General features: G+C 53.1%; 11 protein-coding genes. 6 read left to right on the top strand and 5 right to left on the bottom strand.

Going from position 1 to position 17,637, the window contains the following annotated elements:
- Window positions 1–254 precede the first annotated feature (254 nt).
- Entirely contained in the window at window positions 255–1,292 is a 1,038-nt protein-coding gene (dusB, locus tag JJD41_RS23635; protein ID WP_200670204.1) for a tRNA dihydrouridine synthase DusB, read from the top strand.
- Between the two features lie 151 nt (window positions 1,293–1,443).
- Window positions 1,444–1,929 carry a gas vesicle protein K gene (locus JJD41_RS23630; RefSeq protein ID WP_200670203.1) on the top strand — a complete coding sequence of 162 codons (486 nt, stop codon included), beginning with the start codon at window positions 1,444–1,446 and terminating at the stop codon, window positions 1,927–1,929.
- A gap of 141 nt (window positions 1,930–2,070) precedes the next feature.
- Here the strand turns inward: JJD41_RS23630 and JJD41_RS23625 are convergent, their stop codons facing one another.
- From JJD41_RS23625 to JJD41_RS23605, 5 genes are all read right to left on the bottom strand, one after another.
- Complete coding sequence (locus tag JJD41_RS23625) at window positions 2,071–3,267, bottom strand: RNA-guided endonuclease TnpB family protein (RefSeq protein ID WP_200667598.1); 1,197 nt, start codon at window positions 3,265–3,267, stop codon at window positions 2,071–2,073.
- A gap of 67 nt (window positions 3,268–3,334) precedes the next feature.
- Window positions 3,335–3,649: a hypothetical protein gene (locus JJD41_RS23620; protein ID WP_234489089.1), complete on the bottom strand. Its 315-nt coding sequence runs from the start codon at window positions 3,647–3,649 to the stop codon at window positions 3,335–3,337.
- A gap of 120 nt (window positions 3,650–3,769) precedes the next feature.
- The gene (locus JJD41_RS23615; protein WP_200670201.1) at window positions 3,770–5,287 is read right to left on the bottom strand and encodes an MBOAT family O-acyltransferase; all 1,518 of its coding nucleotides are present in this window, start codon (window positions 5,285–5,287) and stop codon (window positions 3,770–3,772) included.
- A 315-nt stretch (window positions 5,288–5,602) separates the two neighbouring features.
- Window positions 5,603–8,377, bottom strand: coding sequence for a zinc-dependent metalloprotease (locus JJD41_RS23610; RefSeq protein WP_234489088.1), 2,775 nt, complete (start codon window positions 8,375–8,377; stop codon window positions 5,603–5,605).
- A 411-nt stretch (window positions 8,378–8,788) separates the two neighbouring features.
- Window positions 8,789–11,851: a DUF1574 domain-containing protein gene (locus JJD41_RS23605; protein ID WP_200670198.1), complete on the bottom strand. Its 3,063-nt coding sequence runs from the start codon at window positions 11,849–11,851 to the stop codon at window positions 8,789–8,791.
- A gap of 394 nt (window positions 11,852–12,245) precedes the next feature.
- Between JJD41_RS23605 and JJD41_RS23600 the strand changes: the two genes are divergently transcribed.
- The 4 genes from JJD41_RS23600 (at window position 12,246) to JJD41_RS23585 (ending at window position 17,612) form a co-directional block, all read left to right on the top strand.
- Complete coding sequence (locus JJD41_RS23600) at window positions 12,246–12,479, top strand: hypothetical protein (protein WP_200670194.1); 234 nt, start codon at window positions 12,246–12,248, stop codon at window positions 12,477–12,479.
- Window positions 12,480–12,822: 343 nt separating this feature from the next.
- Window positions 12,823–15,864, top strand: coding sequence for a phosphoenolpyruvate carboxylase (locus tag JJD41_RS23595; RefSeq protein ID WP_234489087.1), 3,042 nt, complete (start codon window positions 12,823–12,825; stop codon window positions 15,862–15,864).
- Window positions 15,865–15,921: 57 nt separating this feature from the next.
- A complete protein-coding gene (locus JJD41_RS23590) occupies window positions 15,922–16,539 on the top strand; it encodes a hypothetical protein (protein ID WP_200670189.1) in 618 nt (205 codons plus the stop codon).
- A 209-nt stretch (window positions 16,540–16,748) separates the two neighbouring features.
- A complete protein-coding gene (locus tag JJD41_RS23585; RefSeq protein ID WP_200670186.1) occupies window positions 16,749–17,612 on the top strand; it encodes an Npun_R2479 family HD domain-containing metalloprotein in 864 nt (287 codons plus the stop codon).
- Window positions 17,613–17,637: the final 25 nt, after the last annotated feature.

Here is a 17,637-nt window from a genome sequence, read left to right as displayed (position 1 = left end):
CCCACCGGGGTAGTAGGTAGCGACAAAAAGACCCTCGCGGGTCTTGATTGTCGGTTAGCCCTGCTACCGCTAGGTTAACGCAAAGTCAGTTAATCACTCTCTGGGAATTCCCACCAAAATTTAAGATGGCAAACGGCAGTTTGGTTTATACTGAACTGTCGTTCTTTTTTCATCCTTCGCCGAACCCCTCAAAAGTTAACCCAAGGCTCCAACAGGCCGATCGTCCATCTTCTCACACGCTGTACTCGATCCTCATGCCCGTTTTGTCCCCCGAACTGCAACAACGCCTCTCGACTCCCTTAAAAATTGGCTCCGTTGAAGTCACCAGTCGCGTCCTGCAATCACCTCTTTCCGGCGTCACCGACCTGGTATTCCGGCGCCTGGTGCGTCGCTACGCCCCGGAATCGATGCTCTACACCGAAATGGTTCACGCAAGCGGCTTGAAATACGCCCGGGAGTTGCCGAAAATCATGGAAGTCGATCCCCGAGAACGGCCCATCAGCGTGCAGTTGTTCGACTGTCGCCCCCATTTTTTAGCGGAGGCGGCGGTGATGGCGGTGGCGGAGGGCGCCGATACGATCGATATCAATATGGGCTGTCCGGTGAATAAAATCACTAAAAATGGCGGCGGTTCGTCCCTGTTGCGCGACCCGGACACGGCGGCGGCGATCGTGCGGGAGGTCTCCCAAGCTGTTTCTGTCCCGGTCACGGTGAAAACCCGGATCGGTTGGTCCGACGACGAGATTAATATTCTCGATTTTGCCCGCCGTTTGGAAGATGCGGGGGCCCGAATGCTGACCCTGCACGGTCGCACTCGCGCTCAAGGGTATAACGGTCAGGCAAATTGGGAGTGGATTGCTAAGGTGAAGGAGATCCTCTCGATTCCCGTGATTGCCAACGGCGATATTTTTTCTGTAGAGGCGGCGGTACGCTGCTTGCAGTTGACTGGGGCCGATGGGGTGATGTGTTCGCGCGCGACGTTGGGTTATCCGTTTTTGGTCGGGGAAATCGACTATTTTTTAAAAACAGGTCGCGAACGTCCCGCGCCGACGTCGATCGAACGGCTGCAATGTGCGAAAGAGCATTTAATCGCACTAGGAGAGTATAAAGGTGAGCGCGGCGTCTACCAAGCGCGCAAGCACATGACCTGGTATTGCAAGGGCTTTCCCCATTCGGGCCCATTGCGCGATCGCCTCGCCCGGATTGATAGTGTAGAGGAAGGGTGCGCCCTCCTCGACGGCGCGATCGCCCAGTTGCAAGAACGGGGGCGAACGGGGGCGATCGCCAGTTAAGGGAATAACCCGTGGCGCGGGCATCTTGCCCGCTTTTAGAGCATAACTGCCAATCTAAAATCTAACATTTAAAATCCCTTGCGAGTCATCTTAATTCATTTATTCGTCTATTTTTTCATTAATTTGTTCATCTTCAACCATCGCGAAGTTCATGAGTGAATCCGAACGATCGACCGATGCCATCATTGCTCGAAACTCAAATCAAACCGCCAATAAAAAAGATGCCGGATTGGCTTCTTTAGTGCTTACCCTGGTCGAACTGATTCGCCAGTTGATGGAAGCTCAAATTATCCGCAGAATGGATGAAGATTTACTCACCGAAGAAGAACTCGATCGCGCGGGAACGAGCTTGCAAAAACTCGAAGAGCAAATTCTCAATCTCTGTGAAATTTTTGAAATTGACCCCCAAGATTTAAACTTAGACTTGAACGAATTGGGAACTTTATTACCAAAAGAAGGAGGCTATTATCCCGGACAAAAAAGCGATAATCCTTCTATTTTAGAAGTTTTAGACCGCTTACTTTATAAAGGAGTTGTCCTCGAAGGAAGTGTCGATCTCGGTTTGGCCGATTTAGACTTAATCCAGGCAAAATTACGCCTCGTCCTCACCTCGCGATCGCTGTCGGGTCACTCTTAAACACGGGGCTTAATCCTCTGTAACGCCGTAGTCTACCTCATAAAATGGTTCGTCAGATTCCAAACAGTTTCTGAGAATTTCGGGTTCCGATTCTGGGATTTCATAATCCGCTTTGTAGGACAGTGAACTACCGCTATTGAATCAAAGATTACAATAGCGGCTTCCCTCTTCACTGGGGACTGCGCTAGATAGAACTGAAGTTCTACCACCTCGTCTTACATCCCCTCCAAGGGCAGTAGAGCGAGTTCCTAACTCTAATATCCGTAAGCCTTCATTTTTGAGATTGATGGCGGCATTGATATCCCTGTCATGATGGGTTTGGCAATGTTCGCAAGTCCAGCTTCTCGCATCAAGAGACAAGCTTTTGATTTGATTGAGACATACATGGCAGGTTTTAGAAGAAGGAAAAAATCGATCGACTTCTAGATAAACTTTTCCTTCTGATTCAGCCTTGTACTTTAACATCGTACAAAACATTCCCCAACCGACATCACTAATCGCTTTGGCGAGTTTGTGATGGCGAACCATGCCTTTAACATTGAGATTCTCGACCACAATCACTTGGTTTTCGTTCACTATCTTACGGGATAGCTTGTGGAGAAAATCTTCACGACAGCGACTTATTTTGGCGTGAATCTTGGCAACTTTTACCCGCGATTTATTGCGGTTGTTGCTGCCTTTCCTTTTTCGAGCGTGTTTTTGCTGTTTTCTTTTGAGGTTTCGCGCGTGTTTATTAAAATGCTTGGGATTATTATATTTCGACCCCTCACTGGTAATCGCAAAATCGGTCAGCCCTAAATCAATGCCAATGGCTTTTCCTTCAGTTGAGAGAAGGGGAGGTTCTTTTTTACCCTCTACCAAAACTGAAGCATAATATTTACCATCTGGATTTTTGGAGAGGGTTACAGTTTTGATTTTTCCCTCAAAACTTCGATGCTGACGACAACGCACTAACCCAACTTTAGGCAGTTTGATGTAATTTCCCTCAACCTTAACATTTTGAGGATAACTGATAGATTGCCTTCCCTGCTTGGATTTGAATCGGGGTAATTTTGCCCGGTTCTCAAAGAAGTTTCGATAAGCGGTTGATAAGTTCAACGCCACGACTTGCAAGCATTGGGAATAGACATCTTCTTTAAGCCAAGGGTATTCCTTTTTGAGGGCAGGTAATAATCCCTGAAGATAACCCCTCGATCGACCTTTTCCGGTCGATCGATAAGTCTCTTGGCACAAATTTAACGCATAGTTCCAATACCAACGACAGCAACCAAAGCTCTTGGCTAAAGTCGCTTGTTGCTCGTGGGTTGGATAGATGCGGTATTTGTACGCCTTGAACATTATCGCCGATATAGCCAGACGATCGGATTATAACTGATTTGCCGAAGAGTCGCTTTCATCCCACGATTCACCTTCGGTAGAATCGGGGAATTCCCGCTCCCATTGTTAAATTATCCGGCATTCCGAATAATAAGGTTTCCGAATCTGGCTGACTGACGACAATTCCTTGAAAACCATTGACGCGATAAAACCCTTCTCGGGTCGAATCCGGTTCGAGGGAAGCCACTGCGGAACCATTGGAGGAAGACCCCATATAACAGGCGCGATCGCCGCGAACGGTAATTTGGATATAACGAGAACCGCCACCCCAATACAACCCATCTTGTAATGGAATCGTTCCTAATGATTTAGGGATGAATGTAAGCGTACCGAGTAGGGTCATTGCGAACGTGAAACTTATACGCAAGAAGCGATCGCCTTTCATCGTCGAAACTCCTTAGATAAACTCAAATGAACTCAAGAAAATGAACTCAAAACGATCGATTGAGAACCGATCGCCCCTTTAGAAATCAAAGTAGATATACGGCAAACTTCCTTCGGGGGCAAACAACCAAACTACGTACAAACAGACCGGAACCAAAGCAATTTTAAGCGGCCAATTAATTTGCAAGCGCAAACCACGTTCGATAAAATAACTTAAGAACATCAACAGCCACAAACTACCGAGAACTAACGCCAATTCGAGGCGATCGATTCCCAAAGTTTCCAGATACACTTTTTCGCTAAATTGTACGTCCGGTGCATGACCCCATAAATGGGAAATTGCCCACCCCGAATCTTTCAGTTGGGGAAGACGGAAGAAAATCCAAGAGAAAAACACCATCAATTGAGTTGAGAACCAGGCGACGACGATTCCAGGGATAGTTTTCCACCATTTAGCGATCGCCCCAACCTGTTTTGATAGGGATTCACTCAAGCGATGCACCACCAAAGCTGCCCCATGCAATCCCCCCCAAACGATAAAGCCCCAGGCGGCGCCGTGCCAAATTCCGGCGACTAACATCACGATCGCCAAATTCAAACAAGTACGCGCCAAACCGACCCGAGAACCGCCGAGAGGGAAATACAAATAATTGCGTAACCAGTCTCCTAAAGACATGTGCCAGCGACGCCAAAAATCGGCAATACTGGTACTTAAATAAGGAAAATTAAAATTAGGAGGCAAGTTAAACCCGAGAAGCACGGCACTGCCTCGGGCAATATCGACATAACCGCTAAAATCTAAATAAAGTTGCAAACCGTAGGCGATCGTTGCCAACCATAAATCCTCGCTTCCGGCGCGTTGTAAGTTTTGAAAACTTAAATCGACATAAATCCCGAGGCGATCGGCGATTAAGCCTTTTTTAACAGCCCCACAAGCAATCCACCACAACCCCTCAACCCATTGGTGTGCTTGGGGAAAAATTAAGGTTTTCAGTTGTTTTGCAAATTGATGGTAGCGGGTAATCGGTCCGGAAATCAGTTTTGGAAAAAATAACTTATAAGTGGTGAATTGTAATAACTTTTGGCTGGCAGGTGCGCCGCGATATACGTCAACGAGATAAGCAATACATTCAAAACTAAAAAAGCTCAAACCCAAGGGGGCGGCAATGTTGGAAGCTACCCAGGTTGCAGCTTCTCCCGCTTGTTGGATCCCGAACAGATCGCGGACGATCGTTAAGAAAAAGGGAATATATTTAAAGCTGAGTAATAAAAAGACATTAAAGATAATGCCGATCGCCAATAAGAGCGATCGCCGTTGGTTCCAATGAGTTTGAGCAAAATACTCTTGTTCCGTGGAAATTTTGACCGGCCCGATCTGAATGGGTGTGGGAGTATTTTGGGCGATCGCCAATCCCAAGCGATAGTTAATCCAAATGCCGATTAAAAGTAAAGGAATATATTGAACTTGTAAAGACGCATAGAAAATCAAACTCGCCAGAGAAAGCAGTAACAAGCGCGATCGTTGTTTGTTCGCCGTCCAATAAATCGCCAAAAGGCTCGATAAAAATAGGGCGTAAACAATGGAGATGAAAGTCATCTGATTTTAGAGTTTAGATTTTAGAGTTTAGATTTTACAGCACTCGGGCGTCTGATGAGGTACAGTGCCGATCGCTCTATCCCCCCCAACCCCCCTTTGAAAGGGGGGTTGGGGGGATTTCGGGGGGAACGAGCAAAGTAGGGGTTTGGTCACCAAACCCCTACCTGGCGAGGGGGATTTAGAGGGATCTAAATGTCTTACATAGCAGAGGAAAATGCTGTAGATTGAAACCACTAAAAAAGCCTGTAGGGCGGGCAAACTAACATCTAAATGCCCGCCTCCAGGGAACCCCTTCAACTGCCCTCTCCCAAGGACCTAAAACGACTGAATTTGTGCGTCCAAAGTCTTATCAATACGGGCGCGGGTTTCTTGTAAATGCGCTTTGCTAGCCGTCTCTAAATGTTTGCCGCGTTTGTCCAGAGTTCGATCGATCGCCTCGCGCAGTTGTTGTAACTGATACCAGGCTAACGTCCGGGCCTCTTCGGGAACGGGCGATCGCCGCAACACCATATTCATCAACAAACCGAGATCCTCCCGTTGTAACGAACGGCGCACGCTCGAAATTTCCGTCAAACCGTCGCGATTGTCAAGCACTTCCGTCCAAATCCCCCGTTGGAGGGTATCGAACAACTCCGTTAACGTCAGGATTTCTCCCGGTTGCGCCTTCAACTCCAAATCGTGCAGGCGCGTCAGGCGTTGGTCGGACAGCAGAGCCCGCAAAACCAGACGCTGCAACAGCAAAATTCGTTGGTGAATCGGGTAATCCAGGGGGAACACAATCGGCAGACTGCCCCAGTGATACCAGCGATCGGGGGCTAATTTATTGAGCAATTGGGGCGGAAATTGGAGGGCGTTGTCGTCAAAGACGTATTCTTGCAGCAATGCCAAACTTTCTCGTTGTTTTTCGATCGCCACAGGTTCAAAAGGCAAGCGTCCTTCCCGATCCCCCGCGTGGTTGCGATTGAACCACTGACCGCCGACGTACAAAGTCGCATTCATGACATTGCGGATGTAGAAAAAATACACCATGTCAAAAATTTCGCGCACCTCGCTGTAACTTTCCCCGGAGACCGGATAGCGCTTGTCCAGACGTTCCCACATCTCGCGGGCGTTGTCGAGTTGCCATCGGGAAAATTGCAGCATATCGCCACTCATGTCGAACAAATTCGCCCCCGGATTGAGGATATCCATCGTATCCTCATCCGGTGCGTAAGCGAGTTCCGGGTCGCCAGCGCGACGGGCGATCGCCTCTAAATCCCGGCGTTCTAACGCCGTAGACATCGCCTCAAGCGGCTTGTAACCGTATTCGATCGCCCATTCGTCGTAAGGTCCGACCACCACCGGATAAAAATCCCCTTGTTCCACCCCCGGCGGCGCCAAATTCACCGGAACGTAATCCATCACCGAAGCGACCAAGCCTTTGCTGCGGGTAATGCTCAGATCGTGCAACTGTTCCGGCGCCAGCATCGTACTGCCGTGGAAATTATGCCGCAATCCCAACGTATGACCGACCTCGTGGGCCACCAAAAAGGTCAGGTACTGATTGAGATACGTTTCCATTTCCGGGCCACTGGGTAAGGCATTGTGGAACATCGACAGCCCCAGGGACCCGATCGCGAACTGCTGGGGCGCTTCCATGCCGTAGCACAAATCGTAACGCTCCATCATGTCGGCGACAAAAGCTTTGAGAGGCGTGGGAACCGGCGTAGCGCGGCGATCGGTTGCCCCCTCACCCGTCGCGATCTCCATATCCCCGGTAATTCCGGGCAAACAAAGCAGGTCGTTGCCCAACGTTTTACCTAAAAACTGGGTGCTGGCGGTCGGTTCTTCCCCGACCCAATTGCGAAATTCTTTCTGAATCAAGCGGATAATATTGCCGTCAATTAAAATATCCGCATCTAAAATCTCTCCCGTGAGTGGATTGACCCGAGACGGGCCGATTCCGGCAAACCACGGATCGAACGAATTCATCCAGCGAATCGTGTTATAGCGCACGTCGGCGGGGTTCCATTCCGCATCGTCGGGCATTTCCCGCGCTTCGATCGCATCGATAAATCCCGCTTTTTCAAATGCTTTATTCCACGCCAAAATCCCCTCGCGGATCGCGTCGCGATATTCCACGGGAACCGTATTCTCGATCCAGAAGACGATCGGTTGTTTGGGAGGGGAAAGGGGGGCATCGGGATTTTGTTTTTCTAAATGCCAGCGATTGATATAGCGGGTAAAGGCTTCTTTACGGTTTTCGTCGGCGTAATCGCGATAGGCGGTGATGAAATAACCGATGCGATTGTCGGCGAGGCGGGGACGGTAGCCGTTGTTTTCCGGTAAGGCGGAAATACTGTAGTTGAGGCGCAGGGTAAAGCCGCGATTGTCGGGGAGGGCTTCTAAGTTGGTAAAGCTATCTTCACCGCCTGTATAGCCGTAAACGGTTTCGATTTCGACATTGAGGGGAAAGGTTTGCACCCGGGAGAAGCGGGACTGTTCCGGGTCGCGGACGTAGGACCCGCGCAGCATAAACGGAATCATCGCACTCAACCCACTGAGGTCGCGACCGTCTAAGAGGAGGGTGTTTAAGTCAACGAGGAGGCTTTGGCGGTCGGGATGAATGCTTTTGATGGGGAGAACGGCGAGAACGGAATCGCTGAAGGAGCGATCGATCGATCGCGCCATCGGATCGCCGGGACGGGTGCGAAAGTAAACGTTACGCACGACAAATTCGATTTTGTCGTTGACCCGATGGAAGTAAAAGAGCAAGTTTTGCAAGGGCATCCCGTCGAACAATCCCCGTTCGCCAATTCCGGACGCCAGGGAGATCGCGCAGAGGAAGTTTTTATCGAGTTGTTGGGGTTGGAGTTCGAGGAAGAGGGCGTTTTTCTTGTCGTTGCGATACAGGGAAAACAATCCTTCTTGTGGTTCGGTATCGGCGATCGCCTCGTCGAATTTTTCGAGGTTGTCTTCTAGGTCGTTAGTTTCGGAATCGTCGTCGGCGGCGGATTCCGGGCTTTCTACGGTTGGGGGTTCGGTCTCGGTCTGTCCGGTGACTTTAAAGGGAACCAAACTCCAGGCGATCGGTAGGATAACAAAGGCCAAAAATAAAAGTAGAAATTGCCTGAATCGATGTGGCCATCGAGACTGGACCGGGGTGCGATCGCGCGGGCGAATCCCCCGGACAAACTTTCGTAAGTATGCGAAATAAGACCCCAATGTTCTGATCATTTGCGGTTTGAGTATACAAATAGCTTTTCGATCGCTCGTTGGTGGTTTCGACCCCTCGGGGGCGATCGGACGGCAACGAGCGATCGAACGACGAGGGAAAGATATCACTTAAAACCAAAAAGAGGATGACCTGTCGAAATGTGTTAAACATTATCCCCTCAACGGATCCTCGCAGGGCGAAATCTTTCAGTTCGAGGAAGGCGACGCACCCGAGCTAGCAAACCTCGATTTTCTTAACCTTATTGTAAAGATTTTCGGAGGCGATCGCCCGTCCCTCGTCCGATCCTACTGAGTTCGCGGCCAGGGAATCATCGGATCTTGCGACAGGTGAACCGAGACTTCGTAAGCGCCGTAGCGGTTGAGGTGACTCGGATCGGAAAAATGCTCGTTTTGTGACGGCCACAAATCGCTCAAGTCCCGGAAGCTAAACCCTTGATTTTCAATCGACAAGCGCAGCATGTAGGTTTGAAATTGGTCTTCGTATTCCTGGCGCACCGGATCGAGATATTCCTCGGTGAGGGGTAAATTAATAAAGACCACGGGAATTTGTTGCGCTTGGGTTAACTCCAGCAAATTTTTCAGCGCTGCGGTTTGAATCCCGTTGAGTTGGAACGATTCGTAATCCGCATCGTAATCCCCAGAGACCCGAGCGTGTTTTTCGTAATAGGTATTGGGATCGAAGCGAATCGATAAGGGTAAAAAGCCGTTGGGTTGGGTACCGAGTAACAAGTCCGAACTCGATCGCGCCAAGGCTTGACGCCGTTCTGGGTCGATCTCGTCCCCGGCGGCTATTTCCGGCGTTTCCGCCACCGTCGCGGCGGCGCCGTCGTCGTTCGAGGGGGCGGCGAGGTGGGAAAGCATCTCGGTAGCGGCGGCGTGGAGGCGATCGCGTCGGGCGTAAATGGCCGATCGCCGCGCCAGGGCTTCGTTCAGCCAGTCGTTCAAGTTCTCGTAACTATGTTTGAGTGAGAGTTGGCCTTTGGCCGTCGCCGCCAGGGCCTCACTGAGGGACGCCAGGGAGCGATCGCCGCGATCGTCCGCACTTTCGGGCATGGCGGGACGGACCCCGCGCTGGATTTCCCGGTAACCTTCGGAAGCGACGATTGCCTCGAAGGTGCGATCGTCCCGTCCGCTATTAAACGCCCGGGCGCCGTCGGCCCATAAAATTAATTTCGGTAACTGTTCCACGGGAATCAATTCGCGCACGATGAAATCCACCACTTGCGCCGTGGCGCCGTTGACGCCGAAATTAAACACTTTCAAGTCGGGATAGCGATCGGCCAATTCTTTTTCTAAATTCACCGGATCCACCCCGCGCAAGGCGCGCGAACTGCCCACGATCAACACGTCCGGCGTTCCTTCCCGGGCGACAAATTCTAAATAACTGGCGATTTGTCGGTCTAACTGGTCGCTATTGAACGAGGGAAACTCGTAACTGAAGCCCTCATCTGTCACCGTTTGCGCGCGGGTAAACCCGGACTCGTCGAAGACCGCATTCTCGGCGTTGGCGTCGGTTCCGGCGGGGGAGGCTTCCGGCGAGCTGACCTCGAGAGATCGCCCCTCCGTCGCTTCTCCCTCGGTTTGGGTCAGGGCGATCGCGCCGTCGCTGCTTTCCGGTTGCGGCCACGACTGGCGCCCGAGGAAGCGGTCCGCTTGTACCACCAACAGCAAGCCCAAGGCGCCCCAAACCAGGGCGATCGGCGTCCGGTTGGTATTTCCCGTGGGAATTGCCTTTTGGGTGACGAACAGGCCCGTTTTCAGCAGCGCCCGCGCCAGACCCTTGCGTTTCGATCGCGGTTTGCCGCTCGCGGGGGTGGGGGTTTTAGTCAGGCAGGCTTGCAAGTCGTCTTGGGTAAAGTCCGGATGCAGGATCAGCCCGCCGGGTTCCGGGAGCAAGTCATTACTGTCGGTTTCGCTGACGGCAAACTCCGGCGCTGTTTCGGTTCCAGCCGATCCGGCGCTGAAGTCGGTAGCGTGGCGCCATTGGGGGTGTTTTTGTCCGGCGCGGCGTCCGTAGAGGCGCACTCCGGCGATCGCCGCGATATCGAGTTGGCGCAGGAACTTGGCAATTTTCGGGGCCAATTCGCTTTGTTGCGGACAAATCGGAGCGTCGAGCATCACGTGGAGGATGTCCCCTTTTTGGCGCAGGGAAACGCGAATGCCTCCGGTGGCCAATTTGCTATCGAGATCCGGGTTGAGCAGGCGATCGAGTAAAAATTGGAGGGCGTCGATATTGCCCTGACGGGCCAGTTCCATCGACGAGAGGGACAAGTCGGGATCCCGAGCTGCCCCGATCTCGATCCAGTCCACCCACAGGGGCGGAGCTTGGGAGTGCTGCGCACTTTGCAAGGGGTCGCGACAGCCGTAGAGAGTCGCGGCGTGGATGCCTTGGGGGGCGATCGCCTCCAGCACGGGAGTAATGGCGGCGATCGTCGTTTCTTTGTGAGTTTTGAGGCTTTGCGAGTCGAAATTCTCGACCTGGTCGGAATTGGCGTAACCGCAGAACAAGTGCAAGGTGGACTCTTTGAGGACGCCGGAGACCCGTCCCCCAGTTTTGAGCAAGGCGCGATCGAGCAGTCGGGCGATCGCCTGCACGTCCCCCCATTTTGCCCAGGATTGCAACATCGTCGTCGCCGGAGTCAGATCCACGCGCAGGATCCATTCCGGCGTGTTTTCGCCACGGACTTGTCCGAGAATCACCGCATCTTGGAAGCCGTCGAGTTCCAGGTCGCGCACTTGTTCCGCCACGGGTTCGGCGAGCAGGGACGGCTCGGGAATGTACGCCGACTGACAGAAGATCCAGAGGCGTTGGGGCGCCCGCGCCGCTTCCGGGGCTTCGGACTTGCGGGTTTTCACGTCCGAGATCGTGACTTTGACCGAGACGCCGAAGACGCTGAGGGTTTCGCTCAAATAGCGTTCGACCACCTGCACCAAGGCTTCGCGCCCGTCACGATCGCCCCGGCGAGAAAGTTGGCGCGCCCAACGTTGGAGGCGATCCGGGGCGGGTGGCGCTCCTGCCTCTTCCGAGGGCGGTGTGGGGGTGGCGCTGGGGTCGTCCACGCGATCGCGGACTTCCGGATTTTGGGGATCCAGACGCACGGTCCACAGGGGTCGTTTTTGGCCGAAAGCGCGCCCGTAGAGAAAGACCTCGTAAATTTGGGGTCGGTCCGGAGGCAGCAACGTTTGAAGCGCAGTCGTTTGCAACCCCCGAGCGAAATTCGACTCGACGATCGCCCTCGGCGGACAAACCGGGCCTTCACAGAGTAGGTGTAAATTGTTGCCGCGAATTTGCACCTGAAGCTTTAAGCCCGGAAGCCCCAAGGTTTTAGCGGCCCATTGGATTAACATTGACCGACTGTGTGTTTCCACCCCTTCGTGAGTCTTTAACATTGTCGGTGTCGATTCCCCGATCTGCATCATCTGCTCCTTAGAGATAGCATATCTCAGACCGAAGTTGACAGCGAAGGCGGGGTCAGCCCGGCGATCGATCTTCTACAGCACAGAAGCGATCGCCACCGGGAAAATTCGACCGGAAATTTACTCGGAATTGACTCAGTTGTATCGGAGGTCACTTCGAGAGGACAACCTGCCAATTTTACAATGAGATCGGTACCTTTCTAGAAGCTGCCCGCACTCGACGATCGGGCGATCGCCCGTCTCTCTATATTAGATGTAAAGGCCGTCGCGATCGCGACGGGCGCTTTTGCCCCTTCGACCTCATTTATTGGTTAGGACTTTTTTCATGAGCGAGACTCCACCCCCCTCTCCCTTCGATCCCGTAGCAGATCTTCCCGGCGTCGAATTATCTTCCTCGGTTCTCGTCAGTCTGGCCACCCCATCGGTTTTGTTGGCCATTTTGGGAACCCAGGCGATCGGCGAAATGTTACAATCCCTCGGTCAAGCCAGTGAAGAAATCTTTCGCGGCGATCGTCTGCCCGTGCTTCACTTTCCCCCGCGAAACTCGGAAAACTCCTGATGTTTTGCGACCCTTTATTGCTTTTTAAGCCTGATGCTTCCTCTTTGTGGTTGGGGATTGCACCGTTTCGCCCTCGCCCTCAGATGGCCGATCGAGGAGTTGAGTTCAATTTGTCAACAAACCCAGGTTTTTTCTGTTCCAAATCGCAAAAAACGGGCCGGATTTTGACCCGACAATGCCCGCCCCTTTATCCATCAAAAACGATTTACCGCATCATCGCTCGGCCTCAATCCACTGGGGCCAAGCTTCAAAAACATCGTGAATTCCGCCTAAAATTGTGGAATCTCCTCCCTCATCTGGCATAGGATCTAGACTCATGCGACTCCAATCCTCAAACCCACTCATGACGGTCAATTCATCCGACCTATTTCTGCGCCATCGCCTCAAAGTAGTGGAGGACTTATGGGAGTCCGTACTCTGCTCGGAGTGCGGTCAGGAATTGGTGGATTTACTTGGCAAACTACGTTTGCTCTCTTCCCCTGAAGGACAAGCGCCCGATTCGTCGGAATCGGCGGCGATCAAACTGATCGAACGACTGGAAATTAATGATGCGATTCGAGCTGCGCGGGCCTTTGCTCTCTATTTCCAACTAATTAATATCGTCGAGCAACATTACGAACAGCGCAATCAATTGCTCGGCTTTGTCCCCAGTCTCTCGACGACCGAAACCAACGGCAATCGCTCGTCTCAAGCGAGTTTCGATCGCGCCGCTTCGGCTACCCTGAGTGCGCCCCCCGCGCCGACCTCGGAGGGTTCGCGACGGGATTCGGCGACCTTCGAGGGGCTGTTTCCCAAATTGCGCCGTCTCAACGTCCCGCCGCAACAAATCCAGAGGTTGATGGAAAATCTGGATATTCGGTTGGTGTTTACGGCCCACCCGACGGAAATCGTGCGCCATACCCTGCGCTCCAAACAACGGCGGGTAGCCAAAATCCTGCAACAACTCGATTACGTCGAACAGCGCCTCCATGCGGGGGGACTCGAATCGTCCTGGGAATCGGAAGCGCTCACCGCTCAACTGACCGAAGAAATTCGTCTTTGGTGGCGCACCGACGAGCTGCACCAGTTCAAACCGAGCGTTCTCGACGAAGTAGACTATACCCTGCACTATTTTAAAGAAGTGCTCTTCGATGCGGTGCCGGAACTGTACAAACGGCTGACGCGATCGCTCCATCACTCTTTCACCCATCTACAAGCCCCCAATAAAAATTTCTGCAAGTTCGGTTCTTGGGTCGGCGCCGACCGCGACGGCAACCCCTCGTGTACTCCGGACGTCACCTGGAAAACCGCTTGCTACCAGCGCCATCTGGTTTTGGAAAAATACATTACTTCGATCCAAAACCTGATTTCGATTCTCAGTTTGTCCTTACATTGGAGTGACGTCCTGCCGGAGTTGCTCGAATCGTTGGAACAGGACCGCTTGCAAATGGGCGGTCTTTACGAACAACTGGCGATCCGCTACCGTCACGAACCCTACCGCTTGAAACTGTCCTACGTCCTCAAGCGTCTGGAAAATACCCGCGATCGCAACTGGCAACTCTACGAAGAGGAAGACTGGCAACGCCACCTCCCCGAAGTTAAAACGGCGGCGATGTACACCTCCGGCGGCCAATTCCTCGACGAACTGCGCCTGATCGAGCGCAACTTAGCCGCGACGGGGTTTAGTTGCACCGAACTAGAAAAACTGATCTGCCAAGTTGAAATCTACGGCTTTAATTTAGCCCATCTCGACATCCGTCAGGAATCCTCCCGTCACAGCGATACCGTCGGTGAAATTGCAGATTACTTGCAGGTTTTACCCAAGCCCTACGACGAACTCAGCGAAGAGGAACGGGTCGAGTGGTTGGTCTCCGAACTGCAAACCCGACGGCCTCTGATTCCGGCAAAATTGCAATTTTCCGAAAAAACCTGCGAGACGATCGCCACCTTGCGGATGGTGCGCACCTTGCAAGAAGAATTCGGCCCGGAAATCTGCCAGACTTACGTGATCAGCATGAGCCACGAAGTCAGCGACTTGCTCGAAGTGCTGCTACTAGCCAAAGAAGCGGGATTGTACGACCCGGGAAGTGGCATCGGCACCGTGCAAGTGGTTCCCCTCTTTGAAACCGTCGAAGACCTCAAACGCGCTCCCCGGGTGATGGAATCCTTATTCTCCCTCCCCCTGTATCGAGTCATGCTCGAAGGCGGCTATCAGGCGAGCGAGTTGCTCGCGGCGGCCCAAGAACGGGAGAACGGCGATCGCCCCGGTCGCGGCAATCTCAAAAGCGACGCCCACGTGCTCAAATTACAGGAAGTCATGCTCGGCTACTCCGACAGCAACAAAGATTCCGGCTTCCTCAGCAGCAACTGGGAAATTCACAAAGCCCAAAAAGCCCTGCAAAAAATTGCCGAAGCTCACGGGGTCACCTTGCGGATCTTCCACGGTCGCGGCGGTTCCGTCGGTCGCGGCGGCGGTCCGGCTTACGAGGCGATTTTGGCCCAACCGGGGCGCAGTATCAACGGACGCATTAAAATCACCGAGCAAGGGGAAGTGCTCGCGAGTAAGTACACCCTGCCGGAATTGGCCTTGTTTAATTTAGAAACAATTTCGACGGCGGTGATCGAGTCGAGTTTGCTCGGTACCGGATTCGACAATATCGAACCGTGGAATCAGATCATGGAAGAACTGGCGGTGCGATCGCGCAAGCACTACCGTTCCCTGATCTACGAACAACCGGACTTTCTCGATTTCTTCCTCGAAATTACCCCGATCGACGAAATCAGCAAACTGCAAATCTCCTCCCGTCCGGCGCGCCGCAGTTCTGGCAAGCGCGATTTAAGCTCCCTACGGGCCATTCCCTGGGTGTTTAGCTGGACTCAAACCCGCTTCCTCCTCCCGGCGTGGTACGGGGTGGGAACGGCCCTGCAAGAGTTCTTACAACAAGAACCGGAAGAACATCTCAAGCTGTTCCGCTATTTCTATCTGAAATGGCCGTTTTTCAAAATGGTGATTTCTAAGGTGGAAATGACCCTTTCCAAGGTGGATTTGGAAATCGCCCACCATTACGTGCGCGAACTGAGTCAACCCCAGAACCGCGATCGCTTTGAGGCGGTATTCGACCAAATCGCCAACGAATACGCTCTCACCCGGAATTTGGTCTTGCAAATTACCGAACACCAACGCCTGCTAGACGGCGATCCGGATTTGCAACGGTCGGTGCAGTTACGCAACGGCACGATCGTTCCCCTCGGCTTTTTGCAAGTCTCCTTACTCAAGCGCCTGCGCGAACACCAAACGCATTCGGTTCCCGGGGTGATTCACTCGCGCTACAGTAAGGGTGAACTGCTGCGCGGGGCGTTGTTAACCATCAACGGAATCGCTGCGGGAATGCGAAACACGGGTTAATCCCGTTCTCGACGTGGTGGCTTGTCGCCCGATCGCCCCGGAGAGGGGCTTAACACCATGAGCGAACACGGTAACGGCGATCGCCCCGGTCCGGTCAAACACCGGGTTTGGATCTGTACGGCGATCGCCCTCATTTCCGGTCTGTTCGGCGCCTATGTGGGCGGTCAGATGACCTGGCTGGCGCGGACTCAAACCTGCGGCGATCGCCCGGAAGCCCTCAGCGCCCTCTGTCGCGCCTGGATGACGCCGGGATCGGTGTGGGAGGGCAGTATCGCGGGCTTGTGGACCGGAACGATTTCCGGCGCCTTTTTCGCCGGACTGGCGACCCGCCGCCGTTCGCCCTCCCCACCGGAGGGCTCCGCAGCCGACCCCGGGGCCGACGAACAACTGCGCCGGGTGCATCAGCTCGTCGATGCTTTAGCTAAATCCACTCAACTGACCGACGCCGACGCCGACGCGCGCCCCCTGTCCCTGCCCCAACTGCTCTACGGGATCGGCGTCGTCGTGGCGGATTCCCCCGATAGCCCTCGGTTCAACCGCGATCGCGTCCTCGAACTGTGCCGCGCCTCGGGCTATCCTCCCGAAACCGTCGAGGCGGCGTGGCGCGCGATCGGCGATCGGGATTCGGCAGTCCTTCCCCCCTCCCCGTCGGAATCGAGTTCCGAAAATTTCTAACCTTGCTTATTATGATTGAAAAATAGGGTCGAACCGTCGGTTCGCCCCGATCTCGATTCCGGGATTCCACTCCAGCCCGCCGCCGGCTGAGAGGTCTAACTCCTTTCCCGGAGTTTTCGTATCTCCGAGATCGGGCAGCATCTTCGTCAGTCTGGGGAATATATTTATTTTTTTGTTACGGCCTGCCTAAATTCCCAAACCACCTGGATATGTATAGCGCCACCCAACTCCTGATTGCCGACTTCGTTGAAAAACTCCGCGAGGCTTACCATCGCATGTACGGAGGGCTTAAGCCCGACTACGCCGACATTTTAGCCTGGGCGGGGGGTATGGCTTTAGAAAATATCGCCAACAGTGACGCCCTCTACCACAACGTCGAACATACGATCCTCGTTACCCTCGTCGGTCAAGAAATTCTGCGCGGCAAACACATTCGCGAAGGCGGCGTTTCCTGTGAAGATTGGCTACACTTTATTATTTCCCTCCTCTGTCACGATATCGGTTACGTTAAAGGGGTCTGCCGCGACGATGGCAAGGGCTGGTACGCTACGGGAATGGATGGAACGAAGGTCTCTCTTCCCATCGGTCGCACCGATGCCAGTCTGACTCCCTATCACGTCGATCGCGGTAAATTGTTCATCGAGGAACGCTTCGGCGGTCACAAGCTGATCGACGCCGAACAAATCAAGCGCAATATCGAACTCACCCGCTTCCCGGTTCCCAGCGCCGCCGACCATCAAGATACGATTCATTATCCCGGCTTAGTGCGCGCGGCGGATCTGATCGGACAGTTGAGCGACCCGCGTTATTTAAAGAAAATTGCCGCTTTATTCTACGAATTTGAAGAAACCGGATTCAATCAAAAAGTCGGCTATAAAGACCCCGGCGACCTGCGCAAAAACTATCCTACGTTTTATTGGACTGGGGTTTTCCCCTACATAAAAGATGCCTTGGTTTATTTGGAGTTGACCCAACAAGGCAAACAGGCGATCGCCAATCTCTACGCTAATGTCTTTGTGGTCGAACACGAAATCCCCGACGACACCTGTACTCCCTCGGCAGTCTCGTCGTGACCGTTTAGATTTTGACGCGATCGCG

It is taken from the genome of Oxynema mangrovii CENA135 (assembly GCF_016632315.1).
GTDB classification, from domain to species: Bacteria; Cyanobacteriota; Cyanobacteriia; order Cyanobacteriales; family Laspinemataceae; genus Oxynema; species Oxynema aestuarii.
The sequence above is the reverse complement of the archived record's forward strand: the minus strand, read 5'-3'. Positions and strand labels throughout refer to the sequence as shown.